General features: G+C 49.7%; 23 protein-coding genes. 20 read left to right on the forward strand and 3 right to left on the reverse strand.

From position 1 onward, the window contains the following. The first annotated feature begins 100 nt into the window (after positions 1–100). The 3 genes from FHT67_RS25970 to FHT67_RS25980 are packed head-to-tail and all read left to right on the forward strand — an operon-like array spanning position 101 to position 3,014. Positions 101–1,627, forward strand: a complete 1,527-nt coding sequence (locus FHT67_RS25970) for a spore germination protein (protein ID WP_167201787.1) — start codon at positions 101–103, stop codon at positions 1,625–1,627. Beyond that, complete coding sequence (locus FHT67_RS25975; protein ID WP_167201788.1) at positions 1,624–2,778, forward strand: Ger(x)C family spore germination protein; 1,155 nt, start codon at positions 1,624–1,626, stop codon at positions 2,776–2,778. Before FHT67_RS25970 ends, FHT67_RS25975 begins: the two co-directional genes overlap by 4 nt. A gap of 11 nt (positions 2,779–2,789) precedes the next feature. Further along, complete coding sequence (locus tag FHT67_RS25980; protein WP_132309566.1) at positions 2,790–3,014, forward strand: hypothetical protein; 225 nt, start codon at positions 2,790–2,792, stop codon at positions 3,012–3,014. Here the strand turns inward: FHT67_RS25980 and FHT67_RS25985 are convergent. Continuing rightward, positions 3,011–4,111, reverse strand: a complete 1,101-nt coding sequence (locus tag FHT67_RS25985; protein ID WP_132309568.1) for a GerAB/ArcD/ProY family transporter — start codon at positions 4,109–4,111, stop codon at positions 3,011–3,013. The genes FHT67_RS25980 and FHT67_RS25985 overlap by 4 nt on opposite strands. Before the next feature lie 85 nt (positions 4,112–4,196). On the opposite strand from FHT67_RS25985, the gene FHT67_RS25990 reads away from it, so the two are divergent. The 8 genes from FHT67_RS25990 (at position 4,197) to FHT67_RS26025 (ending at position 13,417) form a co-directional block, all read left to right on the forward strand. Beyond that, on the forward strand, positions 4,197–5,408 hold the full coding sequence (locus FHT67_RS25990; RefSeq protein WP_167201789.1) for a DNA glycosylase AlkZ-like family protein: 1,212 nt from the start codon (positions 4,197–4,199) through the stop codon (positions 5,406–5,408). Positions 5,409–5,550: 142 nt separating this feature from the next. Then, positions 5,551–6,246 (forward strand): response regulator transcription factor, encoded by a 696-nt coding sequence (locus FHT67_RS25995; RefSeq protein ID WP_167201790.1) that lies wholly within the window; start codon positions 5,551–5,553, stop codon positions 6,244–6,246. A gap of 4 nt (positions 6,247–6,250) precedes the next feature. Further along, a complete protein-coding gene (locus FHT67_RS26000; RefSeq protein ID WP_167201791.1) occupies positions 6,251–7,732 on the forward strand; it encodes an ATP-binding protein in 1,482 nt (493 codons plus the stop codon). Next, positions 7,716–8,891: a TolB-like translocation protein gene (locus FHT67_RS26005; RefSeq protein WP_167201792.1), complete on the forward strand. Its 1,176-nt coding sequence runs from the start codon at positions 7,716–7,718 to the stop codon at positions 8,889–8,891. The genes FHT67_RS26000 and FHT67_RS26005 overlap by 17 nt, the downstream gene beginning before the upstream one ends. A 204-nt stretch (positions 8,892–9,095) precedes the next feature. Continuing rightward, positions 9,096–10,502, forward strand: coding sequence for an ABC transporter substrate-binding protein (locus tag FHT67_RS26010; RefSeq protein ID WP_167201793.1), 1,407 nt, complete (start codon positions 9,096–9,098; stop codon positions 10,500–10,502). Continuing rightward, on the forward strand, positions 10,495–11,373 hold the full coding sequence (locus FHT67_RS26015) for a carbohydrate ABC transporter permease (RefSeq protein ID WP_481856731.1): 879 nt from the start codon (positions 10,495–10,497) through the stop codon (positions 11,371–11,373). Before FHT67_RS26010 ends, FHT67_RS26015 begins: the two co-directional genes overlap by 8 nt. An 11-nt stretch (positions 11,374–11,384) precedes the next feature. After that, positions 11,385–12,257 (forward strand): carbohydrate ABC transporter permease, encoded by an 873-nt coding sequence (locus tag FHT67_RS26020; protein WP_167201795.1) that lies wholly within the window; start codon positions 11,385–11,387, stop codon positions 12,255–12,257. A gap of 17 nt (positions 12,258–12,274) precedes the next feature. Then, positions 12,275–13,417 carry an efflux RND transporter periplasmic adaptor subunit gene (locus FHT67_RS26025; protein WP_167201796.1) on the forward strand — a complete coding sequence of 381 codons (1,143 nt, stop codon included), beginning with the start codon at positions 12,275–12,277 and terminating at the stop codon, positions 13,415–13,417. Positions 13,418–13,683: 266 nt separating this feature from the next. Here the strand turns inward: FHT67_RS26025 and FHT67_RS26030 are convergent, their stop codons facing one another. Then, entirely contained in the window at positions 13,684–15,456 is a 1,773-nt protein-coding gene (locus FHT67_RS26030; RefSeq protein ID WP_243867469.1) for a glycerophosphodiester phosphodiesterase, read from the reverse strand. Between the two features lie 251 nt (positions 15,457–15,707). Here FHT67_RS26030 and metG point away from each other — a divergent pair, with 251 nt between their 5' ends. From metG to FHT67_RS26065, 7 genes are all read left to right on the forward strand, one after another. Beyond that, complete coding sequence (gene metG, locus FHT67_RS26035) at positions 15,708–17,363, forward strand: methionine--tRNA ligase (RefSeq protein ID WP_167201798.1); 1,656 nt, start codon at positions 15,708–15,710, stop codon at positions 17,361–17,363. A 40-nt stretch (positions 17,364–17,403) separates the two neighbouring features. Further along, on the forward strand, positions 17,404–17,925 hold the full coding sequence (locus FHT67_RS26040) for a hypothetical protein (protein ID WP_167201878.1): 522 nt from the start codon (positions 17,404–17,406) through the stop codon (positions 17,923–17,925). Positions 17,926–18,079: 154 nt separating this feature from the next. Then, positions 18,080–19,699, forward strand: a complete 1,620-nt coding sequence (locus FHT67_RS26045) for a spore germination protein (protein ID WP_167201799.1) — start codon at positions 18,080–18,082, stop codon at positions 19,697–19,699. Positions 19,700–19,712: 13 nt separating this feature from the next. Then, complete coding sequence (locus FHT67_RS26050) at positions 19,713–20,834, forward strand: GerAB/ArcD/ProY family transporter (RefSeq protein WP_167201800.1); 1,122 nt, start codon at positions 19,713–19,715, stop codon at positions 20,832–20,834. Continuing rightward, a complete protein-coding gene (locus FHT67_RS26055) occupies positions 20,800–22,047 on the forward strand; it encodes a Ger(x)C family spore germination protein (protein WP_167201801.1) in 1,248 nt (415 codons plus the stop codon). The genes FHT67_RS26050 and FHT67_RS26055 overlap by 35 nt, the downstream gene beginning before the upstream one ends. A gap of 29 nt (positions 22,048–22,076) precedes the next feature. Continuing rightward, entirely contained in the window at positions 22,077–22,280 is a 204-nt protein-coding gene (locus FHT67_RS26060; RefSeq protein ID WP_167201802.1) for a CLC_0170 family protein, read from the forward strand. 112 nt (positions 22,281–22,392) lie between these two features. Further along, positions 22,393–22,830: a DUF6376 family protein gene (locus FHT67_RS26065; protein ID WP_132309598.1), complete on the forward strand. Its 438-nt coding sequence runs from the start codon at positions 22,393–22,395 to the stop codon at positions 22,828–22,830. Positions 22,831–22,886: 56 nt separating this feature from the next. Here the strand turns inward: FHT67_RS26065 and FHT67_RS26070 are convergent, their stop codons facing one another. Beyond that, complete coding sequence (locus tag FHT67_RS26070) at positions 22,887–23,450, reverse strand: TetR/AcrR family transcriptional regulator (protein WP_167201803.1); 564 nt, start codon at positions 23,448–23,450, stop codon at positions 22,887–22,889. 184 nt (positions 23,451–23,634) lie between these two features. Here FHT67_RS26070 and FHT67_RS26075 point away from each other — a divergent pair, with 184 nt between their 5' ends. Both FHT67_RS26075 and FHT67_RS30720 read left to right on the forward strand, forming a co-directional pair. Continuing rightward, positions 23,635–24,375, forward strand: coding sequence for an SDR family oxidoreductase (locus FHT67_RS26075; protein ID WP_132309602.1), 741 nt, complete (start codon positions 23,635–23,637; stop codon positions 24,373–24,375). Between the two features lie 255 nt (positions 24,376–24,630). Then, on the forward strand, positions 24,631–24,951 hold the full coding sequence (locus FHT67_RS30720; RefSeq protein ID WP_165930736.1) for a transcriptional regulator: 321 nt from the start codon (positions 24,631–24,633) through the stop codon (positions 24,949–24,951). Positions 24,952–25,002: the final 51 nt, after the last annotated feature.

Here is a 25,002-nt window from a genome sequence, read left to right on the forward strand (position 1 = left end):
TTTCTTTGCGCATTCCCGTCTGAATATTTTGAATCGCCGCATCCATACTATGGGAATGGGAATTCATCAAGGTTATGAGACCGCCTAGGAGGTGCTTTCTATGAGGAGATTAAGAATCCGATCATCCGGCAGCTATTTCAACATTCTTAAATCCAAGAGGAGCATCCTCCAGGAAGATGACGATAAACGGTTTGTTTCCGACATAGAGCTGAACGAGAGTTGTATCAAAGAAACGTTTCGGAATTGCTATGACCTGGAATACAGAAGGATTAAAGTTCAACAAAAGCCGCAATGGATTATTGTTTACATAAACAGCTTGATTGATAAGCCCCTGCTTGAAGAGCATGTATTAAAACCGCTGCTTGCCCGCTCCGCGGAAGAGGACATTCCATCTGATGCGGAAGAGCTGGCCGATCAATGGATATCCGTTGGAACAACCATCATCTCCAGCCAAATATCCGAAGTCGTCCGCAACCTCCTGCAAGGCCATGCGGCTATTCTAACGGCAGGCAGCAGCAGCGTCATCACGGTTGCCGTCCCCGGAGTCGCGAAACGAAGCCTTGAAGAGCCTTCCTCCGAGCCCGTTATCCGCGGCTCCAAGGAAGGCTTTATCGAGCAGCTCTCAACGAACCTGGGTCTGGTACGGTCCAGACTCAAAACTTCAAAGCTGAAGACGGAAAGCATTACGCTCGGAGAGCTGTCGCAGACGCAGATCGTCATGACGTACCTTGAGGGAATTGCGGAAGATAAAGTACTCGAACAGGTGAGGAGCCGGTTGCGCTCGATACAAATAGACGGCGTTCTTGACTCCGGCTACATCGAGGAATTTATCGAGGATCAGCCTTATTCTCCGTTTCCGCAGGTCCACAGCACGGAACGGCCGGATGTGGTTGCCGCCGAGCTGCTCGAAGGAAAGGTAGCCATTCTTGTGGATACAAGCCCTTATGTCCTGATTGTCCCGATGACGTTCTGGACGGGACTTCAAGCCAGCGAGGATTACTATATCCGTTGGCCGATCGCTACGTTTATCCGTTGGATCCGCTTTTTGTTTATTCATTTTGCCGTCTTTGCTCCCGCCCTTTACGTAGCGATTACGACCTTTCATCAGGAAATGATTCCCACTAATCTGGTTTTGAGCATTGCCGGTTCGAGGGAGGCGGTTCCTTTTCCCGCGATGATAGAAGCTTTAATGATGGAGATTGTATTCGAGGCGTTGCTTGAAGCCGGCGTAAGAATGCCGAAGCAAATCGGACCGACAATCGGCATCGTAGGCGGTCTTGTTATTGGGCAAGCCGCGGTGCAGGCCGGTTTAATCTCCGCCCCGGTTGTCATCATCGTATCGCTTACGGGAATCTCCGCCTTTACCACTCCTCGGTTCAGCTTGCGCAACGGGATTCGGCTGCTCCGGTTTCCGATGCTGTTTATGGCGGGTACGCTGGGGTTGTACGGCATCGTCCTCGGGTTTCTCGGCATCATGCTGCATGTAACCTCGCTCCGCTCCTTCGGCAAGCTTTATTTTGCCCCGGTCACTCCGATTGGACTGGCTGCCTTTAAGGATGTTTTCGTCCGGATCCCGATTCGGCTTAAATATCGGTGGAAAACGAATAAAGAGGGTGGGAGTAGATGAGAGCTCTGAAAGCCGCATGGCTTCTTCTTGTCGTTTTTACCCTTGGCGGCTGCTGGGACCGCATGGAGATCAATGATCTGGCTTTTGTAACGGGAACGGCCATGGACGTGCAGGAGGACGGCAGCTTGTTTTGCACTCTGCAAATCGCCATTCCCGGCTCCAAAGAGGGTACGGGAGGAGGGGGGAAAGGTGATTCGGGCTCCTTCTATCTCGTATCGGCAACCGGTAACAGCGGCAATGAAATTCATCGTGCCCTGCAGAAAAAAAGCTCTCGTCAATTATTTTACTCCCATCGCAGCGTGGTGTTTATTAGCGAGCGTTTAGCCAGACAAGGCATTAATAAGGCCTTGCTTGACGTTTTTACCCATGATCCGAGAAATCGCCTGAAAACCTATATCATGATCGTCAAAGGCGGAGATGCGAGGCAGATTCTTGAATTGAACTATCCATTGAAGCAGGTGCCGCTTGAAGTCGTTAACGAAATGCAAAGAACGGGAGACGAAGTGGCCGTCACCCTGCGCGATTTCTTTATTGCGAGTCAAAGCGAAGGAATACAGCCCGTTGTCGGAGTTCTGGAGCTTGGAGATCACCTTACCGATAAAAAGGAGCAGATCTTCAAGGCCGAAGGTACGGGAATCCTGAAGGATCTCAAGCTAATCGGTCTATTGGACGAGAAAGAGACGCTTTCCTTAATGTGGTTAACGAATAAACTGAAATTCGGCCGCATATCGGCACAATTACCCGAGGACTATGGGGAGATCGGGGTTATGCTTAACCATACGACTAGCAAAATCGTGACGCATACGGATAATAACGAAATCCGATTCAACGTCACGCTGGAAGGGACGGGGACGGTCGAGGAGAACAATTCCACGCTCGACGTCAGCAATTCCGCCCAAATGACGATGATCAAACAAGCGATGGAAAACTCCATGAGAATGCAAGCGGAGCAGCTGCTGGTTAAACTGCAAAAGAAATATAAAGCGGATAGCGTAGGATTCGGGCAAGAAGTTTACAAGAGTAATCCGGGCAAGTGGAAGACGATAAAAAAGGAGTGGGATACCCAGTTCCAGAACGCACGCATAACGGTTGACGTCAATCTGACGGTCAATGGCGCCGGAATGGTTCATTCCACGCTCCAACACGAATAGGAGAACATGCGATGATCTTGCAATTGATTGTTTTTGCACTGGCTGCGGTTGGCTGGTCCTGGTACCGGGTTCTGCAAATAAAACAGCCGGGAGCGGCTGTTTTATTTGCGAGTTTAATGACGATAGTCGTGGTGGCGGGCTGCTTGTGGATTGCCCATATTCCGCTTCCAAGCTCGACAACCCCTATTAGGGGCCTGTTCGAGCCAATCGGAAAAATCATTGCGCGGCCTTATTAAGCTGCAGTATGCCGAAAGCCTTTCCTGATTGTATCTATGGCGAGAAGCAGAAGGGGCACAACAAAGTGAGTAAACATCGCGTAGCTGGGATAGGTAAAGTTCAGATAGCTGGTGAGCTCCGTCGCATAATTTTTAAATACGGTTAACGAGCCCAGCACAGACAATATCATGACGGGAATGACGATGTCCCTGTAGTTTTTCGTGTTGAACGTTTGGCTGATGCTGAGGCAGATCACGAATATCGTAACGGCGATTTTAATGAAGCAGCTCATCACCCAGATCGCTACCGCCAAGGCTTCCAATCTCTCAAAGCTTCCTTTTATCCCGATATATTGGATAACGCTTAATACCGGGAAGGTCAGCTTTTCCGTTAACGGCCCAAACACCATGATAAGTGGAAGGAGCGTAATGCATAAAAGTCCCGTGATAATGCTCAAGGAAAGAAAGGAAGCCTTGGCAGCTTTCTTCGGTTGATTCAAGTAAGGCAGAAGCCAGCCTAACGTGAAAAATTGAGTGATGTACGCGATAGGGAAGACGCTTGCTTGAAGAATGGGAACGATTCCGCTCCCCATTACGGGGCGAAGCCTCTCCGGATCGGACTCCGCTAGCATCAGGAAAAGGAGGGGAATCAGAAGCAGAAAATTGAGCAAGGCCAGATATTCGTTGCATCTTCCGATCGCTTCTATCCCCATATAGACTGCAATGCAGCAGAAAATCGCCAGCGTCAGACTGATGACGACAGAAGGAGTTCGCATAAGAAAAACCGTATTAATAAATTGGATATGCTGATTCAGAATGATGAAATCGAAATTAAACCAGACATAAATCAAATAACAGCTTAGAACCTTCGCCGGCCATTTGCCGATAATGCATGCGCTGTATTGGATGATGGTCATCCCGGGATAACGCTTCGACAAAACGAGCATGACTCCTATATTTAATGCGCCGAACAAAAACGTGGGGAGAATCGTTATCCACGCATCCTGCTTGGCCAGACTTGACATAAGGCCCGGAATAACGAGAATGACGGTAGGGGCAATAAAAGAAAACATTAATAGGCATAATTGCGTTCCTGAGATTTTTTCTGCGGACTCCATTCATTGACTCCTTCCTTAGCCTTGGCTACAACCAAGTATTCCCATGAACGCATCGATAATACGGAGAATAGAAAGGAACAAACGGATGATAAAAACCACCAAACGGGCGCTTAGGCGATTTCTATTGGAAAAACAGCAGCTTCTCGCACCGCGGAGCAACAAGGCTGCCGATCATGATCAGGTGCTGGGTATCATACGCGAGTTGGAATGCTTGCAGATCGATCCGGTAGCTGCCGTCCGGGCGAATCAGCATTTGGTCATGTCAGCCCGATTGGCGGGCTATGAGCCAACTCTTCTTAATGACTTATTAAGCGATCATAAGGTATTCGAATATTTCGCCAATGCTGCCTGCATCATTCCGATGGAGGATTATCCCATATTCGAACCTACCCGGGCAAGAATCCGCGAGCATGCGGCTTCCGCGGTTGAAGCCTTGCAGCCTGTGCCGGAGCAGGTCATGGACAAGCTTCGCGATGAGGGGCCTCTGCCTGCCAGAGCGTTCGAATCGGATAAGAAGGTGCACGGTTATTGGGAAAATACAAATGCGGCAGCCAAAACAAAAGCAACCTCGCATGCCATCAATCTATTAACCGATTCGGCGCTTATCCGGATTGTCGGCAGGGAAGGCAATCAGAGACTATTTGATTTGACGAGCCGCAGCGTTCCGGCAGAGCTTCTTAAAGCTGCAGGCGAACTGGGGAGAGAAGAAGCGGAACGGCTCATGCTGCTGAAATATTTCCGGGCTTATCGCGTATTCGAGCCTTCCGATTCCCGATTTGGCTGGCTGAGATACAGCGCCGCCCAGCGCCGCGATGCAATCCGGCAATTTATCCAATCCGGCATCGTTACGGAGGTTGAGGTGGAGGGTCTTAAGCAGCCGTATTATGTGCTGGCATCCGATGCGGAACGGGTGCTGGCGCACCATGATGCGGCTGCCGTGGAGCCGGCCCAGCCGCTGGAGGCGGAAGCCGCGGAAATTACGTTCTTACCGCCGCTCGATAATTTGCTGTGGAGCCGAAAGCGGCTGGAGGATTTATTTCATTTCGAATACCGATGGGAGATTTATACGCCTGCGGATAAGCGAAAATATGGCTATTACGCGATGCCGATCCTTGCAGGGGACAGGTTAATTGGCAGAATGGATCCCCGGCTCGACCGGAAAGAAAATATTCTTAAGGTAGAGCTGCTGCATTTTGAGCCGGACATTCACGTATCTGCTCAGCTGCGCAAAAATGTAAAGAAAGCAGTCAAGGCGTTTGCAAAGGCTAACGGCGTAATTAACGTTATTTATAATTAATGACATTTTAATATGGGCATTCATCCATTCGGACACATTTCGTTGACATCTTCAAGACAAGTTAGACGCAACTTCTAGACAATCCCGCAACAAATGACAGTTATTCTAAAGGGTACAAACGTAAACGGATTGGAGCTTCATAATGGACAAAACAAGAATACTCATCATCGAGGACGAGGAGGCAATCGCGGATCTGCTTGCTTACGGTCTGGGACGCGAAGGCTTCGAGACGCGTATAGCCGGCACCGGCACGGACGGGCTAAGGGAGCTCGAATGGTTCAGGCCCGACCTGCTGGTGCTGGATTGGATGCTGCCGGACAAAAGCGGGCTTGATATTTGCAAATTGGTGACCGCGCAATATAACATTCCGATTCTAATGCTTACGGCCAGATCGGATATCACGGACAAAATTCTCGGACTCGAAGTGGGAGCGGACGATTACGTTACGAAGCCGTTTGATCTTCGGGAGGTTATTGTCCGGATCCGAACCATCCTCCGCAGGCTTGCGCAAGCCCAAACCCCGGCGAAGCCGGCGCTGCCGACGGAAATCGGGTTCCGGGACATCGTTATCTCTCCATCCGAACGTCTCGTAACGAAGCAAGGCGAGCTCATTGATCTAACGCCTAAGGAGTTTGATCTGCTGCTGGCGCTATTAGGTGTCCGGGGCAAAATCTTTACGCGCGCCGAGCTGCTGGAGTCCGTGTGGGGGTATGATTTTCCCGGAGACATGCGGACGGTTGATACCCATATTCAGCGGCTGCGCAAGAAGCTTGACGCCGCTGATCTGATTACAACCGTGTTCGGCATCGGCTACAAATTCGAGAAAAGGACGGACTGACCGTATGCTGCAAACCCTGCGGGCCAAGTTCGTCATCGGTTTTTTCCTGATTTTTTGCTTATCCTTCCTTTTGCTGAACGTCACATTAAAGGAATATATCCGTAACAGCAACAAGAGTATTGTCACATCGGATCTCATCGATCTCAAGAACAACGGCAATATTTACGTCACTCAAGCCTTCCTCATTAATCATTTCGCAAACAACGACCTTTATTTCGGTCAAATGGCCGAAGAGATGGCTCGCGATCTTCGCCGCGCCACTTCAAGCGATGTGAGCGCCTATACGGTAGATGGCATGCTGCTGTATTCCACGGACGCCGATAAATTCGCGGGACGTTCCACCGAGGACCTGAAGCTTGCATTGCAAGGCAAGACGGCATATACCATTTCGTATATAGGCAGTGCCGGCTCCGTGCTGTATTCCTATCCCGTCGTAATCGATGGGGTAAAGGTCGGGATCCTGCGGTTTGCCAAAGACTTCTCTTCGCTGTATGAGCAGACCGGGCGAGTTCTTAACATCATCTTCTATCTCGCTCTTGCAATCTTCCTGGCTGCGTTTGGTTTCTCTTACTTGCTGTCCCGGCATATCACCATTCCGCTCATCAAGCTGACTAACGCATCCACCGAGGTTATACGGGGAAACCGGAACGTCCGTCTGAAATTCCGGCGCAAGGACGAGATTGGGCGGCTGGCGGACAACTTCAACGACATGATTGAACGGATTGACAGCCAGATTGCAACGATTGGCCGGGACCGCGACAGGCTGCAGTCGCTTATCGAGCAGGAGAAGCGCTTTTTCGATAACGTCACGCATGAGCTCAAGACGCCGCTCACGTCCATTCTTGGCTACGCGGAGATCATCCGGGAGAGTGGAGAGAGCGACTCTGCGTTTTTCCAAAAGGGAATGACCCATATCGTGGAGGAAAGCCGGCGGCTGCACGGCATGGTGCTGAACCTGCTTGAAGTGTCGAAGCGAGACGCCGTCAGGGAAGAAGCAGCGCTTGTCGATACCGGCGTGCTGCTTCGCGATTTATGCGATGCCATGGCGATACGCGCCAAACGTTATAAGAAGAGCATCGTCTTGAGGGCGGAAGACGGGCTTGTTGTATGGGGAGAAGCGGACAGGCTGCGGCAATTGTTTATCAATTTGCTAGATAATGCGATCAAATATAGCACGCCGCAGGCGGAAATTCTGGTCACGGGAGAGAAGCACCCGAAGGGGGAGACTCTCCGATTCACGTTCAGCAATCCGGGCGAGACGTTGTCGGCAGAGCAAATAGCCAGCGTGTTTGAGCCCTTTTATTCCGGCGACAGGACATTTAAGGAAGAAGGAAGCGTAGGCCTAGGTCTCAGTATCGTAAAATCCATTGTCGACGACCACGGCGGAACCATTCGAATGGAGAGCGAAGAAGGACGCACAAGCGTATGCGTTGAGCTTCCCGCGGCCGGCAGTAAGGGAGGGGGGAATAATGCACAGCATGATTAATCGGATCACCCGTCTTCTTCTTTACTGGGTTGTGATGGCGCTGCTCCTTACGGCTTCCGGCTGCATGGGAAATCCCCGCTCAGAGACGATCGTAATCCCGGAGTCTGAAGCCGATCAGCCGGCGGTTGGAGCAAACGTTGGCAAGCTGTTTCAAGTGAAGATGATCTATCCCTTGGAGAAGTGGTTTGCCAAGTTTGAGGTTTTGGGTTGGACAAACGAAGAAGAGATCGTTGGTTATGCTTCGGCTAACGTTCCCTCCGGTTCTCCTTATGACGGCTTGCAGCTTCTCGCACCGCCCTTTGACCAACCGAAACAGCTTACTGCAAGCTTAAATGCAGGAAAGGATCTTCTCAGCCTATCGCCGGACGGCAGGCTGATCGCCAGTCTGTCGGATTCCAAGAATGGCTACTCGCTGGAATTGCAATCCGTGGACGGAAGACAAAACTATTCCATAGACGAGCCGGTGCCAAAGCAGCCGCAGCGATTGTTTTCCCGTAACCTGCGGTGGTCGAACGATAGCCGATATCTGTCGTATCTAGTGCTGGGAGACCGCCGCGATCAGCTGAACCTTGTTGTCTATAACGTGCGGCAGGGATCGTCTAAGCGGCTGGCGCTGCAGGGCATGCCAGATATGAAGAACAGCGCTTCTGCCGTATTGTCAGAGGACGGAAATCGTCTATTAATCGATAACGGCAGGCTGGTCTCGCTGGCCGAATTAAACGATGACGGCCGCTTTGTAGTGAGATACGACCATGCGTCCACGCAGAACGGTTGCTTCTGGGTAGATGCGAACCGGTTTATATTCCTGGGTGCCGACGGCACCTTGTTCCAATACGACAGTCGAAACGGAGAGCTTACCGTATTGCTGGAGAAGATCGTCAGCTTTAGCCTGTCACCGGATCGAAAGATGATCGCTTATACGCAAAACGACGGGGACATTATCTATGCGGGCAAGCTGCAAGGCAACAACCTGTTGTCCCAAACGGCCGTCTACCAAGGCTTTGTCCCTTCCCTTATGAAATGGAGTATCGGCAATGGCGAGCTCTTGGTCGCAGGCAGCAAACCGTTCAACAGAACGGAGATTGTTCCCGCACCTGTGTCCGAACTTGAGGGCACGATTGCCATGCATGGTTTCATTATTGATTTCCAGGACAAGTAAAATCGGATATTTAGTTGCCGAGAGCGCGGCAGGTTGGACGAAACAGGTCCGTCCTGCCGTATTTTTTTTGAAAGTCGGAGACATGTTGTACACAAAATGATGAAAGCTTTGAGACATCGCTTAGTTATACTTGGGTCAAGCATTCGGGTTAGAGGAGGCTAATGTATTTCCAGAGTTACAATACGCGAAAAGGGAATGAATGGAATGAAGAATAGGGGACTAATCATACTTGCCGTCTCGCTAATCGTGCTGGTCACGGCGGCTTGCAGTACGAACAAAGGCATGGAGGCAGGCGATAAGGCTAGTCACGAGCCGGGCAAGTCAGCTGTTCCTTCCGATGCTGCATCAAACGCGGAACCGGATGGAGACGCATCCGGCGGCGGTCAGAAAACAGTCGTATTCTCCGTTTTCTGGCCAGAGGAGCAATACGAACAAGCGGTAAAATCCTACGAAGCAGCACATCCGAATATCAAGATCAAGCTGCAATACGGGTTAAGCGAACCGTACAGCGACGAAGGGGGGGGAGAGCAAACGGATGCCGACATCGATAAGTTTACGACAACCACAAACACGGCGATGCTGGCCGGAAAAGGACCTGACCTGGTTGATCTCCGGTATTTGGCCGCGGACGATTACGAAAGGCATCATTTGCTTGAGGATTTAACCGCAAGAATGGACGAAGACCATACGTTTCGCAAGACGGACTACTTCACAAATGTATTAGGCAGCGAACAAGGTGAAAAGAGACTGTACAGCCTGCCGTTATCCTTCAGCTTAAGCGGCATGGTCGGAGACCGCAGCGCAATTGCCGCCACTGGAGTAAGGATCGACGATCATTCATGGACATGGGATGATTTCATGTCAGCGGGCAAGGAACTGGTGAACGCAAACGGAAAATATAAGGCGGCTATTGCCAGCGGAGAGGGTCTTCAAGTTGGCGGTACCGATTATTTCGTACGGAGCATTGTCGCGGATAACTATAGCAGGTTTGTAGACGAGACTAACCGTAAGGCAAGCTTTGATTCGCCGGAATTCACCGGCTTGCTTGAACAAATAAAAAGCATGGTTGACGATGGCATCGTCAGCACGTCGGGGCAGGGATATTTTACGAACGTATCCATCTTGTCACCGGAAGATTACTTAACGACATTAAATCTATTTGGCAAGGATACGGAATTTTATATTAAACCTCATGCGGACAGCGAGCCGGCGGGTACTTCCTTTGAAACGAGTTCGGATATTGGAATAAACGCAAATTCCAAAGTGAAGGACGCAGCCTGGGATTTCCTGAAATACATGATGGACCACACAACGATTGGCCTTCCCATCAACAAGGAGCGTTTCGATGACGCTGTACAAGCCCTGAAGAAGCGGGGAACGATTACGCCACCAACCGTTGGCTCGCAGCCCGGCAAAGCCTTCAAGGTGGACGAAACGCAGCTCGACCGGCTTGAAGCATTTGCGAATGCCGCTACCCGCAAGAAGAATGCATCCGGCAAGGTGCTGGATATCGTATTCGCCAATACGTCAGTTTTCTTCGCCGGCCAGAAATCGGCGGAAGACGTAGCGAAGCTGATTCAAAATAAAGCGATGACGGTTCTCAATGAATAGAGGAGGACTGCGAGGTTGGAGAGGGGACGGAATGACGGCGCTGCTGTTCCTTGCTCCGAGCTTGATTGGATTTTCCTTGTTTTATCTCATCCCGTTTCTGCTCGGCATCTATGAGTCCTTCACTGACGGCGCGCTTGGCGGGCAATTCGTAGGCTTTAGCAATTATTCCGAGCTTCTCCATAGCGCTTCGTTCCGTAAAGCGGCCGGCAATACGATGCTGTTTACATCCGTTGGCGTTCCGCTATTAATCATTTTGTCCTTGACCCTTGCCCTCCTACTAAACAGGCGGATCTTCCTGCGCAGTGCGCTGCGGACATCGTTTATGCTCCCGCTCGTTGTGCCTGTAGCATCCGTCGTGACGGTCTGGCAAATCTTTTTCGACTGGAACGGGACCTTGAACGCATGGCTGCACGCCTTGGGAATGGCAAGAATCGATTGGATGCAATCGAATTGGTCCATGAGTATTGTTATCGCGATGTATGTATGGAAAAATATCGGCTACGATATGATCCTGCTGCTGGCGGGGCTGCAATCGATTCCGAAGGATTATTACGAGACGGCCTCGCTTGAAGGCGCCGGCCGTTTCCGTCAATTCCGCCATATTACGCTAGTTTATTTGACGCCAACCTTATTTTTCGTGCTGTTGATCTCGATCATTAACTCGTTCAAGGTGTTTCGGGAGACGTATTTGCTGGCCGGAAATTATCCGTATGACCGGTTGTATATGCTGCAGCATTACATGAATAACATGTTTTTCGAGCTGGATGTTCAAAAGCTGACGGCCGCCGCGACTATGATGGTGGCCTGCATCGTGCTCCTGACCTCGGGACTGCTCCGCGCTGAACGCCGATTCAGGGAACAAACGGAGTAGGGGGCGGATCAATGAAAATTAGAGTGTCCGGACTGGCATTATCGGTGATTCTTGCCGTATTTGCAGCTGTTATGCTGTTTCCGATTGGACTTACGCTTGTAAGCTCCTTGATGACGGAAGCCGAGCTTAGCCAAAATTATCATTTAATCGGACAGATGGTGGATGCGGCCGGCGGCGGGAAGGATGCTTTCGTTAATCTGAAGCTGCTGCCGGACTGGTTGTCATTCGAACAATACGCGAAGGTATTGTTACTGAGTCCGAAGTTCCTTCACATGTTCTGGAACTCTGCCGGGCTTGCGGCGCCGATCGTCATAGGCCAGATTTTCGTTGGTTCACTGGCGGCTTACGCTTTCGCCATGCTGCGGTTTCCGGGAAGGGAAAAGCTGTTTCTTGTCTATCTGATGACGATGCTTATGCCTTTCCAGGTTACGTTAGTCCCGAATTATCTTGTAATCGATAAGCTGGGGCTTATGAACCAGCCTTCAGCCATTATATTGCCCGGCATATTCGGCGCGTTTGGCGTGTTTATGCTGCGGCAATTTATGGCTCATATTCCTTACGCGCTTTCGGAAGCCGCCAAAGTCGATGGAGCAGATCCTTTTACTATTTTTTTGCGGGTTATTCTTCCGCTGGCCCAGCCGGGTCTCGCCGCGCTGGCGGTTTTGCTGTTCGTCGATTATTGGAACATGATCGAGCAGCCGCTTATTTTCTTGCAGGACGCTGCCAGACAGCCGTTGTCGCTCTATTTGGCGCAAATCAACCAATCGGAACGGGGGGCAGGGTTTGCCGCTTCCGCATTGTATATGGCCCCGATGGTGCTCTTGTTCCTGTACGCGGAGTCTTATTTCGTGGCAGGCATTCAACATTCGGGCATAAAAGGATAATCTCAGGAGTGAATGCAATGGATGATAGAAAGTCCGGCTCCGGCAAACGGAAGCTGCGGCTGCTTGCCGGTCTGTTCCTGATCCTGCTCGCGGCATGCACCCTTGCGGGAAATACGATAAGGAACCTGTCTTTGCAGAAGGTCTATACGCAAACCGCATCCAAAGGATCGGTCACGCACGAATTCGAAGGCATTGCGACTGTTCAACCGGAGCTGACGCAAGCCCTTATGAATCCGGCAGGCTGGAAAGTGAAGAAGTTGCTAGTCAAACAAGGCGATAAAGTAACGAAAGGCCAGAAATTAATCGAGTATGACGGCAGCGAAGCGATGCTTCAGCTCGATGACATGAAGACAAGTCTCGAGAAAATGCAATTGTCCATGAATCAGCTGCAAACGGATTATATTGCGGCGGTCACCGAAGGAGACGGGACCGCACTCTCTGCGGCCAAGGTTGCGCTGGATTCCGCCAAGCTTGACATGGCCTCGCAGGAGAATCACATACATAGCCTGCAAAAGAGCATTGCCGAAAGCCAATCGGTTTCCGCGCCTTTTGCGGGCATTGTAACCGAGGTTCATGCGCTTGCTGGTTCGGGTCCCGGCGGAGGGCCGGATGTGATAATCGCCAATGCATCCGAAGGCTTTAAGATCCAGCTGCAGGTACCCGGCGATATAGCCCGACTCCTGGAGATCGGAGAAAAGTTGGATCAGATGAAGATAACCGGCAAAGACACGGAACAGCTTACTGGTACGATAACGTCTATCGATAATGTTGTAAACGGTGCAGTCGGGGATACGCCAGACAGCGGCAAACCGCCATCAAACGATTCTATTTCCATTCCCGGCCTAGTAACGGTTCTGCTTAAGGACAACAAGCTGATTGGCGGCGAGCGTGTGCAGGTAAAGCTTGCGAAGAGCAACAGCGAGGCCAACCTTACGCTGCCGAACGAAGCCGTGCATCAGGATGATCAAGGAGCTTATGTATTTACGCTGGAAAGCAAGGAAGGGCCTCTAGGAAATGCCTATTATGCCGCGAAGACCCGAGTTAAGGTCACTGACTCCAATGCCTATGTCACGGCTGTTACGGAAGGGCTGTTCGAGGAGCAGGAGGTCATCGTGAGCAGTACGGGGTACCTCATAGACGGGGTGCGCGTTAGAAAGTAGGAAGGTCCTATAAGTTGTAAAATGACGAGGGGCTATGTGTTCGAATAGAAGTGAAAAATAGCAGAGGATTCCTCCGGTTCTTGCTTTGAGGCTTGCCAAATTCTAGCCTAGAAGTCCGGCAGCATTCGCTTGCCCGCAATTTTGCTCAAGAAAGCTGCAAAGGAACAAAATCGAAAAATAGCGCTGCAGGGATAGCTCTCTGCAGCGCTATTTTTTAGGAGGCTTACTTTTTAATTTACCACTTAAGACGGTTCAGCTTCTTCAAGTTATAAATCAACACCAATCATGGATTGCGCAAGAGCTGGGGTATCGGTTATCAGACCGTCCACCTGAAATTTCAGCATTTCCTTCAAGTCGTGACGACCGTTCACCGTCCATACCCACACCTCCCGTCCGGAGGCATGCGCCCGGTCGACGAGCTGCTTCGTTACCATAACCTGTTCGACCGTGTAGAAGTCAACGTCTAACGAGGAAAGATTGCCGACGGCGAAATACATGATCTGACCAATGCGGATATCGGGGGAAAGCACGCGAATTTGCCTCAGCATGGTGCTGTCAAACGATTGGATATACACTTCGTTTTCCATTTCGTTCTCATGAATCAGCCGGATAACCTCCCTCACAAGCGGTTCGCTTGCGCCGTGGGGTTTCAAATCGAGCAGCAGCTTAATCCGTCCTTTTGCCTCCTGCAATACCTGCTCCAGCGTAGCGACAGGGATAGGATCACCTTCGGCGTCGTGTCCGATGGACAACTTGCTTATTTCGTCGTAGGTCAGCTGATTCACCGATTTGTTCACACCGGTCATCCGGTTAAGAGTAGCGTCGTGATTCAAGACGGCGACATTGTCTTTGGACAGCTGAATATCGATTTCAACCGATTGGATGCCCTTATTAATGGCGCTTTGAATGCCCGGCAGCGAATTTTCGGGAGCGTTCTCCGTGTCGCCGCGATGCGCGGAGATCAGGACGCTCCACTTGGCGTAGACCAGATGACTGCTCGCTTTTAGACCAACGAATAAGGCAAGGCTTATATAAACAACGGCTAATACGGCAAACAATGCCCGTTTATGAGCGAAACGCCTTATCATGCCGGACAGCGAATCTTCGAATCGTCCAAGAGTACTGCGGTACAACTTCAGGTTATCCTGCAGATGCTGTCCTTTTTCCCGTTTGAGTACGTAGAATAACCGGGTCAGCACGATGATGTTGAGAGGCATGATCGCCAGCGTCAGCATGTACGTTAGAATGGTGGACAGCGTCAAGGAATAATGATCGGAGAACGCCTTCAGCACATTATGATTAAGCCAATGAGGCAAGAGAGAGACCGACGAAAGCGTTGCGAAGCCTGTACCGATCACAAGCGCGTTTATTAAAAATAAGGAGGTCAGCACCCTGAAATGCTTGCCTCTCGTCAGCTCGAGGCTGCTCCGGATTGCGCGGCCGACGGTACGCCCTTCGAGGACGATGTAATGCAGGACGAAAATCCATCGAAGCACCAAATATACGGCTGCAAGCAGGATAAGCAAGTAGACAATGGACATCATGACGGACAAGTTCATGACGCTGCGCTCCAGTACAATAGGGAGGTTAAACAGCGCATAGAACGATTCCGACATCGGCGAGTCGACGAACGGGATCAGCACGAGCAGCAAGACAAGCAGCTGCACGGTACCGAAGCCTAACAGACTTGGCGTTTGGCGGAGGGCGGTAAAGAGGGCGTCCATGATCGCGATCCGATTGCCGAAATAACGCTGCTGAACCAGAATAATTAGAACGCACAGCTCGATAAATATTGCGAAGGAAGCGACAAGCGCAATAGCGGTAAGGCCAACCATGCTCTGCCAGCTTAATCCGAGCTGAACGATATCATCGTTCATAAGCGAGCCTGATCCAACAACGGTCAGGATACGGCTAAAGATTAAAGTAATGATGGGGATAATGATAACGCTGGTAACCAGCATAAATAAATATTCAAACAATAATAGCTGCGGGTACGCTGCGCGGAAGTCGCGAATGCTTCTACTGAGCAGCTTGAACATGGGATTCATCCTTTCTTGGCGGATCGGCATAGCTGAGCTGAGGGTCTCAGGTAGCTGTATTAACTTACCATACCGGAACTATAGTGACAATACCAGTCGAGCTTAAGGGGAATGATTGACAGAGGTAAATTTATCCAATATAATTCGAATAACTTGAATATTCAGATAACCGCGCGAGGATAACTCTCGTCCCTTCGGGATGGGAGTTTTTTTGTTTTTATTTTGCAGGATTACATGAAGGAGGGAACATCATGAACCCTATTTTTATCGGAGGCGCTTGGCCTTACGCGAATGGATCGCTGCATTTGGGACGGCTCGCGAGCTTGCTGCCGGGTGATGTGCTCGCCCGTTATTTTCGCGCGAAAGGCAATCCGGTACTGTATGTTTCGGGCAGTGACTGTCATGGCACGCCGGTTGCTGTACAGGCGCTCAACGAAGGCGTATCGCCGGGGGATATCGCAGACCGTTTTCACCGGGAGTTTACGGATTGCTTTCGGAAGCTGGGGTTTACGTACGACCTGTACACGCGCACGGACCAGGAGTTTCACCATGAGGTCGTAAAAAAGCTCTTTCTAAGCTTATTGGAGAACGGATATTTGTACAAGAAAACGATCCAGCAGACCTATTGCGAGACGGATCAGCGATTTTTGCCTGACCGTTATGTCGAAGGGACTTGCCCGGTTTGCGGCAATCGGGCTAGGGGAGATCAATGCGATTATTGCTCTACTTTGCTGGATCCCGCCGACCTATCGGATAAGACCTGCAAGATTTGCGGCAATCCGCCCGTTGAACGTCCTACCGAGCATTATTATATTTCGCTTTCCCGCTTCCAGGATGTCCTGTCGGAGTATGTTGAGCATTCGCGCGGCTGGAAAGACAATGCGGTTCAAATAACGAGAAGATATGTGAGAGAGGGACTTCGAGACCGCGCGGTTACGAGAGATTTAACCTGGGGAGTGGATGTGCCGATTCAAGGCTTCGAGGAGAAAAAAATATACGTCTGGATTGAAGCCGTCAGCGGTTATCTGTCGGCAAGCAAGCAGTGGGCCGCGGAGACTGGAGGCAGCTGGGAACTATTTTGGCAAGAAGGCAATGATCCCATAACGGCCTATTATGTACACGGCAAAGACAATGTTCCTTTTCATACGGTCATATGGCCGGCATTGCTGATAGGAGCCGGCGGACTGCATTTGCCCGACCGGATTATTTCCTGCGAGTATATGACCTTGGAAGGAAAGAAGTTCTCCACGAGCAACAACTGGGCGGTATGGGTACCGGACATTCTAAGCCGCTATCAGCCGGATTCCATCCGCTACTTTCTGATTGCCAACGGTCCCGAGAATCGGGATACCGACTTCTCATGGCGGGAATTCATTCATAGCCATAATGGCGAATTGCTTGGCGCCTTCGGAAATCTCGTCAATCGGACGTTGTCTTTTATTGAAAAATCGTTTGAAGGACTTATCCCTGAAGGGATTCTAAGCGAGGATTGGCAGCAGACGATAGGAGACTGCTACGCTAGAAGCGGGGCATTGATAGAAGGGGGGCATATGAAAGAAGCCATTGAGCTAATATTCGCTTCCGTACGCCGCGCCAATAAGTACTTTGACGAGCAGAAGCCGTGGCTTCAGATCAAAGAAGATAAAGCGGCATGCGGGAATACGCTTCATGCATCCGTTCAGATCATTGCCAACCTGGCTCAATTATTAAACCCGTTTATTCCGTTCGCCTGCGAAGAAATAAGAAAGTTCCTGACACTGGATCAGCCGGAATGGGCAATTATTTCCGTTCCCGCGAACCGCAAAATCAAGGAGCTGAAAATCTTGTTCGAACGGATTGACGTCAGCCGTATAGAGGAAGAATCAAATCTGTTGGCGAATCGGCAGGAAATGAAAAAGAATCAATAGACCAATACTATGTTACGAAGGATGACTAGGGGGGATGTCGATGGATCGGGGCAACCGGACGGTGCCATTTGGTCACGTAGAAGAGCCGGACACCAGAAAAGGAACCATGGTGTATTATGACACGTTCCAGGACGTGACGGACCGGCAGCTGGAGCAAGCGGCTGCGATTGCAAAGGCAAGATCATTCGTCAAGCTTGTGCTTTATCCGCTCCATGAAGAAACGGCGAGACGCATGTGGAAACGTCCGATCGAGCCGTATTATAAGCGGGAGGATTTCTTGTTCGACTGGAGAAGAGAGCACGGGGACGACGTTATGATAGCGGTTGAGAATTGGGAAGGAAAGCGCAAGAAATATACGCCAATCGAAGCGGCTATTCGTCATCTGATGGAGGCATATCCGCCGCCGCTATTCCTGTACGTCTCGCCGGAGACGGCTAACGCGTTTGCTTCGTATCATTCATTCGAGGAATGGATCGGAAAAATACGGCTGATCATTACCGAAGCGCCTCCGGACGCGCATCCGAATCTGACGAAGTTTAGGCATCGTTGGGATACAGGCTAGAAGAGTTCGATCTCGTGGAAGCAGCTGCCAATTCTATGGCGGCTGCTTTTGTTTTGCATAAGGGCTCCCGGAATGAGGACACGCATAATTTCCGCCGTATTGGTAAAACCTGAGAAAGCAAAAAGTCAGATTATGGTGAGTAGCAGGTGATGGAATGCCAACAAGAAAAGTCAGAAGATTAGATGCTAAGCTGCTTATGCCAAGCCCAAGCAAAACGATGGATAAATACAATGGACAGAAAGTCACCTCCAGCTTGGGAGACACCATAGCTTTTTTAGACGGAATACTTGGCATGAACGAGGATTTTACAGTCCGCAAATTCAACGTATTCGGCCAATTTCCAGCCGCCATTATGTTCTTTTCTTGCATGGTCAATCAAGACAGCGTCAATTCGGATATCATGAAGGCGCTGATGTATACGCCGCCGCATCTGATTGGAAGATCAATTGAGACTAGCCAGTTATCCGACGTTATCATGAACGACTCTCTTTATCACAGCAAGAGCAGCCTACAGGGCGAATTAACGGGGCTCGTGGATTGTATTTTGCGGGGAGACACGGTCATTGCCGTAGAGGGGATGAAGGAATCCATCGTCATTACGACGCGATCCGTTGAAAAACGCTCGATCGAGCAGCCTGCAACGGAGCAAGTCATCAGGGGTCCGCGCGAAGGCTTCATCGAGCCGCTTGGCACAAATATCTCGCTAATCCGCTATCGGCTTCAGTCCCCTGATCTTCGTATTCAGACTATGGAGATCGGCCGCAGAACGAAATCCAAGGTGGCCATTTGCTCAATAGACGGCATTACCAATCCGGCATTGGTGGAAGAGGTTCATAAACGTCTTTCCAAAATCGATATCGATACGGTGCTGGATTCCGGTTACTTGGAGCAGTTTATTGAAGATAATCATTATTCGCCGTTTCCTCAAGTTCAATATACCGAGCGGCCGGACAAAGTGGTGGCCAACCTGGCTGAAGGAAGGGTGTCCATACTCGTGGACGGCTCGCCATTGGCTTTGGTTGTGCCTACGGTCTTTAACCAGTTCTATCAAACCGTAGAGGACTATACGGAACGATTCCTTCTGATGAGCTCGATCCGTTTCGCCAGGTTGATTGCTCTCGTCTTCTCGTTGGTTTTTCCGTCCTTGTACGTCTCGATTATCTCTTACAATCCGGAGCTCATTCCAACCGATTTCGCGGTAGCCGTAGCGGGAGGAAGGGCAGGCGTACCCTTCCCGGCCGTTATCGAGGTCTTCATCATCGAGATTTCGATGGAGGTGCTCAGGGAAGCCACAATCCGATTGCCGCAGCAAGTCGGCGGTGCTCTTTCGATCGTAGGCGTGTTAGTCGTGGGTCAAGCCGCCGTAGCGGCCGGATTCGCTAGTCCTATCACGGTTGTTATTATCGCTTTAACGACGATTGGGTCCTTCGCTACACCGGCATACAATGCTGCGCTGGCGCTAAGGCTGCTTCGTTTTCCGCTCATTATATTAGCCGGAACCTTTGGGCTTTACGGGGTAATGATCGGTTTAATCCTGATAGCGAATCATCTGCTGTCCCTCAAGTCTTTTGGCGTTCCTTACCTCAGCCCGCTTATTCCGGTTGACTTTCAAGGCTTGAAGGATCTGCTGGTCAGAGGACCATTATGGCTGATGAACAAAAGACCCGCGTTTCTTGATCCTGTCGAAGAAACAAGAGTATCGGAATCGCAGTTTGACGAGCTCAAAAAAACATCGAAGAATGTGTTGGATCCTTTAAATGATAAGAGTGAATAGGAGGAATCGTTAGATGGAGACCCGCCAGATTACAGTCATACAGGCAGCCGCAGTTCTTGTCAGCACGATCATTGGCGTAGGCGTGCTGGCTCTGCCGCTGTTCGCGGTACGCGCTGCCGATTCTGGCGGGCCTCTGGTAACCTTTTTGGCTATGCTGCTTGCTTTTGTCGGTTTAATTCTGATTACCCGGCTCGGCATGCGGTTTCCGGACGAAACGATTATTGACTACAGCGAGAAGATAATAGGCAAATGGCTTGCATGGATGGGGAGCTTGTTTATCATTCTCTTCTTTGCGGTACTTACGTCGTTAACCGCGCGAGAGTTCGGCGAAGTTGTTGTTACATCGGTATTAAAATCAACTCCGGTTGAAGTCACGGTTATCGTCATGCTGCTTCTCGCTGCTATTTCCACACGGCACGGAATTACCACCTTCGCTCATATTCATACGTTTTACTTTCCGTTTTTGTTGGTTCCCGTTCTTGTCATTGCCGCGTTATCTTTAAAAAATGCGGAAGCGATTAATCTGCTGCCCATTTGGGGCAATGAGCCGGGCGGAATGCTGAAGGGTACTCTAACGATAGCAGCCCTATTCCAGGGGGCATTCGTGATGACGGCCGTTATCCCGAGTATGAAGCATCCCCGAAAGGCGATGAAGGCTAGTTTTTGGGGCATAATCATTGCCGGAGGCCTCTATGTGACTATCGTTGCGGCTACCGTCAGCGTATTTGGTTCGGAGGAGATAAAAAAGCTGCTATGGCCGACCTTGGAGCTTGCCAAGGCAACGTCATTGCCCGCTAACATTTTAGAGCGGCTGGATGCGGCTTTTCTTGCCGTATGGGTGACGGCCGTGTTTACAACGCTGTTCTCCAGTTACTTCTTTACGATTTATTCGATGAGTCATTTTTTCCGGTTGAAAGAGCATAAGCTGTTTTCCTATTTCATTTTGCCTTTTGTTTTTGTAATGGCCATGCTGCCTAAAAACATTATTCAAATGTACGAAATTATTGAAAACGTGGGCCGCGTCGGACTTATCATTACCATTGCCTATCCAGGCTTATTGCTTATCGTTTCGATTCTTCGCAAGAAGAGAGGGAACCCTGTTGCAGACAACAAGAATGTGGATCAAAATCGTTAGAGTACTTTGCATGCTTACGATTGCCGCGTCATTTCTCTCCGGATGCTGGGACAGGCTCGAGATCGAGGAACGGGCAGTTGTACTCGGTGTATCTATTGATACGGTGGCAAATACGGAAAAAGCGGAAGAGCAAGAAGACGAAATCTCCCATTTGCATGGAACGATTCCCGCACCGAGTAAAGGAATGATCCGAGTTGCCGTGCAAATAGCTCTCCCCGGAAGAATACCGTTGGGGCCAGGCGAAACCGGAGGAGGAGGAGGAGGCTCCGTCGGAAAAACGGTATGGGTTATCGAGGTTGTCGGCCATAGCTTAAACGACGCCTTTATGAATCTGCAGCAGCAGGTATCCAGCAAGCTTTTTTTCGGTCATTTGCGCGTCATAGTGATTTCCGAAGACGTGGCCAGAAAAGGTCTCGAAAACATAAACGATTATTTTCGCCGAAACTCCGAAGTCCGGCGAATGGCCTGGATGATGGTCGCCAAAGGCAAGGCACGCAAATTTATGGAAGCGTCTCCGCCTCTCGAACGGGTTCCTACCCTTTATTTGATGTCAACGCTGGATGAAGGCATTCGAATGGGGAAATTTCCGAAAGACTATATCGGCATATTCTGGAGCAATGTCTCTAAAAAAGGACAGGAAGGCTTTTTGCCATTTGTTGAGATTAAGAAAGAACAGAATGTGGAGATCAAAGGTCTGGCTTACTTTGTAGGCGACCATATGGTTGGAGTGACCAAGCCGTTAGAAATAGCGGGGTATTTGGCGGTTAAAGGGATCAATCCCGCGGGTTACAGGGTGTTCGTTCAGCTCGGCAGTCCAGAACAAAGCGTCATGACGACCGCGACCCACCGCCGCTCCAAAATCAAAGTCCAAATCAAGGACGGTGTTCCGCATTTCACGATAGATATCGGAATTGAGCTAAACGTGGAAGGAAAGGTGAGCAACGATATTCAGATTAATAATCCGGATATCTTGAAATTAATCGAGGAGAAGCAAGGAGAAGATGCCGTTAAATTTTATTCCGACATCATTAAGCAATCGCAAGAAAAGGGCTCGGATTATTTCGGATTTGGCGAAATCGTACGGGCCAGAAAGTCGCAATATTGGAACAAGCGGATCAAAACGGCAGAGGAATGGAGCAAAATGTACAAGCAATGCACTTTTGAAGTCAAAGTCGCGATGAAGGTACGAAGAATCGGAATGAAAGGCGTTTAATATCCTGTTTGGCGAGGAAGGGATTACGGATGCTTGGCGGTTACACCATAGGCTATCTGTATTACGCAATTACATTGTATATCGTAAGCGGGCTGCTTATCATTTACATTGACGTGAGAGATCTGGGCAAGGATAAAAAGAAGAAAAAGGAATGGAAAATTTCCAAATTTATCGGTTGGTTCAATATCGCCACCGGCATCCTTTTGTGGGTTGGCGACATGATTGTAGATTAATCAAACGCAGAGAAACAGCCTCAAGCCGCACCTTGAGGCTGTTTCATGAAACCCTTTTCCTCCGAATGCGTAAAAAGTAAAAATTAGCCCCTAAGGAAGGAAGAGGTGCGGAATGAGGAAACTTATGATTCTCTTGCTCGTCGTTTCCGCGATGATGTTAAGCGCGTGTTCATTGTTCGAGAGCGCCAATCAAACCGTGAAATACGCGGATCAAGCACAGGAGCATATGAATAGATTGTCCGATTTTGCGGAGCAGGCACCGCAAATGATTCGGGACGCCGCGACCGACCCCGAAACCAAGCAGCAGCTGGAGGACCGGTTAGTTGCGTTAAAAGAAGACATTATGCAGTTTAACCTGCTGGAAGCCCCCGCGATTGCACAGGATCTGCATCAACAATTGATCGAGAAAAATCAAGTCTTGCTTCAGGAGATTAATGACGCCTTGGCGAACGGCCATCTCGCTTTGGACCGTATACAAAACTCGCCGATCATCCAAACGATTTCAGATATAACCAGCTTGCTTAACCGCATTGAAAATTTAGGTTTGTAAAAGTCAAAAACCATCTGATTAGGAGCATAAACTCCGGGATCGGATGGTTTTTCGTTTTACCGAAACATCGGGTAGACCTGGTTATTTTCGAATAAATTCCGCACCTGATCCGCCATAAACAGAGTGGAATGCGGCATCCGGTTGCGAATCCACCATTCCAGGATGCCGATAAAGGCGGAAGCCATAAATTGGGCCTTAATCTCCTGATCGATAATTGGCCTGTCGTTCGCCTGTTCCATTTTCATCATCATATTGACGGAGAAAAAATGAAGCAATTGATCCCGGAATAGAAAAACTCGTTCATTGGAAAACATAGCCGAGAAAAAAGGGAAATGCTCGCGAAAATAATCAAACACCTGCTGGGGATTGCCTTGACCCGACCCGCGATCTTTACATAAAGAGATGATTTCGTTGATATGCTCTTCGATACATTTGTCCAGAAGATCGTATTTGTCGCTGTAATGCAAATAAACGGTTCCGCGGTTTACATTGGCCCGGTCCGCGATCTCGTTAATCGTAATCTGTTCAAACTCTTTTTCCGTAAAAAGCTCAAGAAATGACTTCTTGATCGCCTGTTTCGTCCTAAGAATACGGCGATCCGTCTTTGCCACATTTTCCATGCCAAAGGATTCCTCCTTAAGTTAATCAACAATTGCGAAGTGAGTGTCGGATATAAAACAAAAGCGCTGCAATCAACCATTGAGAGGTTGCGATATCTGTCTATAATGTAAATCAACGGCCGTTAAATATTCAACTCGCGTTATATATCCGACACAAATTCAGCAAACAAAGGAGATAACCGCCATGGAAAATATAAAAGGTAAAGTCGTTATTATTACGGGAGCATCAAGTGGAATAGGGGAGGCAACGGCAAGGCTGCTAGCTGAAAACGGAGCGAAGGTTGTGCTGGCAGCGAGGAGAGAGGATCGTCTTCACGCAATCGTTAATGACATTAAGCAAAACGGAGGAGAAGCGGTATCCGTTAAAGCAAATGTCGTGTCTGCCGATGATATGAAGAGCCTGGCACAATTCGCATTGGATAAGTATGGCCGTATCGATGTCTTGGTAAACAACGCCGGCATTATGCCAAGCTCCAGAATGAACGAGCTGCGGGTGGAAGAGTGGGAGCAAATGATTGATGTGAATATCAAAGGCGTGTTGTACGCAATCGCAGCGGTGTTACCGATTATGCGCGAGCAAAAGTCCGGTCATGTCATTAATTTGTCTTCCACCTCGGGCTATCACGTATCCGCCACTTCCGCCATATACGCGGCTACCAAATTTGCCGTAAGGGCGATCTCGGAAGGGCTGCGCCTGGAGGAATCCGCTTCATCGGGTATTCGATCCACCGTCGTAGCTCCAGGCTTGACAAGTACGGAGCTCTTCGGCAGCATCACAAGTCCCGAGGTGCAAGCCGTCGCCAGCCAGATACGCGATATGGGAATTGCTCCGTCCCGAATCGCGAAAGCTATCGCTTATGCAATCAGTGAACCTGACGACGCTCTCATTAGCGAAATTATGGTAAGACCAACCGCATTAGCTTAAGGCATACCGGTATAGGGGACTGCCGATAATAACCTATCGGCAGTCTTTGCATGGAGCATTGACTTGACACGCGAATAAATTCGCTGTATTGTTAACTTGCAAATAGTTAATTGATTAATTATAAAGGAGGCTAACCGTATAGAGAAATGGGACCCGTTTGAGAAGCCTCTTCTCCAAATCGATGTTTTTCTAACGATTTATAAAACCAGTCATCATCTGGTACAGAAGCTGGAAGAGCATCTTGGGAAGTTTGATTTGACGCTTGGCCGCTGGTGCTTGCTCGTCGCCTTGAAAAGAGGCGGAAAGCCGATGCTTCCGTCCGAATTAAGCGATGATCTCGCCGTGACAAGGGCGAATATCAGCAACTTGCTGAACACGTTGGAAAAGGCGGGAAGGATTCAAAGAGATTTTGATCCCTCTAACCGAAGACGAGTCCTTGTGCGATTAACATCGCAAGGCGAGGCTCTGATTGAAACGGTGTGGCCCGTCTACGAGGATACCATCAAAGAGCATATTGGAAAGCTATCGATGGAAAATCAGTCTAGGCTGAAAGAATTATTGAGCATTTTATTCTAAATCACGATTTCCGTCCTGGAAAAGGACGGCTTTCGTCCAATAGTTAATTAA

It is taken from the genome of Paenibacillus sp. BK720 (assembly GCF_011761545.1).
Lineage (GTDB): Bacteria > Bacillota > Bacilli > Paenibacillales > Paenibacillaceae > Pristimantibacillus.

Excerpts from the sequence above, each read along its gene's own strand:
- FHT67_RS26060 (WP_167201802.1), top strand. The coding sequence starts at position 22,077 with ATGCTTGGCGGTTACACCATAGGCTATCTGTATTACGCAATTACATTG.
- FHT67_RS26020 (WP_167201795.1), top strand. The coding sequence starts at position 11,385 with ATGAAAATTAGAGTGTCCGGACTGGCATTATCGGTGATTCTTGCCGTA.
- FHT67_RS25970 (WP_167201787.1), top strand. The coding sequence starts at position 101 with ATGAGGAGATTAAGAATCCGATCATCCGGCAGCTATTTCAACATTCTT.
- FHT67_RS26040 (WP_167201878.1), top strand. The coding sequence starts at position 17,404 with ATGGATCGGGGCAACCGGACGGTGCCATTTGGTCACGTAGAAGAGCCG.
- FHT67_RS25975 (WP_167201788.1), top strand. The coding sequence starts at position 1,624 with ATGAGAGCTCTGAAAGCCGCATGGCTTCTTCTTGTCGTTTTTACCCTT.
- FHT67_RS26025 (WP_167201796.1), top strand. The coding sequence starts at position 12,275 with ATGGATGATAGAAAGTCCGGCTCCGGCAAACGGAAGCTGCGGCTGCTT.
- FHT67_RS26050 (WP_167201800.1), top strand. The coding sequence starts at position 19,713 with ATGGAGACCCGCCAGATTACAGTCATACAGGCAGCCGCAGTTCTTGTC.
- FHT67_RS26010 (WP_167201793.1), top strand. The coding sequence starts at position 9,096 with ATGAAGAATAGGGGACTAATCATACTTGCCGTCTCGCTAATCGTGCTG.
- FHT67_RS26070 (WP_167201803.1), bottom strand. The coding sequence starts at position 23,450 with ATGGAAAATGTGGCAAAGACGGATCGCCGTATTCTTAGGACGAAACAG.
- FHT67_RS25990 (WP_167201789.1), top strand. The coding sequence starts at position 4,197 with ATGATAAAAACCACCAAACGGGCGCTTAGGCGATTTCTATTGGAAAAA.
- FHT67_RS26000 (WP_167201791.1), top strand. The coding sequence starts at position 6,251 with ATGCTGCAAACCCTGCGGGCCAAGTTCGTCATCGGTTTTTTCCTGATT.
- FHT67_RS26075 (WP_132309602.1), top strand. The coding sequence starts at position 23,635 with ATGGAAAATATAAAAGGTAAAGTCGTTATTATTACGGGAGCATCAAGT.
- metG (WP_167201798.1), top strand. The coding sequence starts at position 15,708 with ATGAACCCTATTTTTATCGGAGGCGCTTGGCCTTACGCGAATGGATCG.
- FHT67_RS26065 (WP_132309598.1), top strand. The coding sequence starts at position 22,393 with ATGAGGAAACTTATGATTCTCTTGCTCGTCGTTTCCGCGATGATGTTA.
- FHT67_RS25980 (WP_132309566.1), top strand. The coding sequence starts at position 2,790 with ATGATCTTGCAATTGATTGTTTTTGCACTGGCTGCGGTTGGCTGGTCC.
- FHT67_RS25995 (WP_167201790.1), top strand. The coding sequence starts at position 5,551 with ATGGACAAAACAAGAATACTCATCATCGAGGACGAGGAGGCAATCGCG.
- FHT67_RS25985 (WP_132309568.1), bottom strand. The coding sequence starts at position 4,111 with ATGGAGTCCGCAGAAAAAATCTCAGGAACGCAATTATGCCTATTAATG.
- FHT67_RS26045 (WP_167201799.1), top strand. The coding sequence starts at position 18,080 with ATGCCAACAAGAAAAGTCAGAAGATTAGATGCTAAGCTGCTTATGCCA.
- FHT67_RS26005 (WP_167201792.1), top strand. The coding sequence starts at position 7,716 with ATGCACAGCATGATTAATCGGATCACCCGTCTTCTTCTTTACTGGGTT.
- FHT67_RS26030 (WP_243867469.1), bottom strand. The coding sequence starts at position 15,456 with ATGTTCAAGCTGCTCAGTAGAAGCATTCGCGACTTCCGCGCAGCGTAC.
- FHT67_RS26015 (WP_481856731.1), top strand. The coding sequence starts at position 10,495 with ATGAATAGAGGAGGACTGCGAGGTTGGAGAGGGGACGGAATGACGGCG.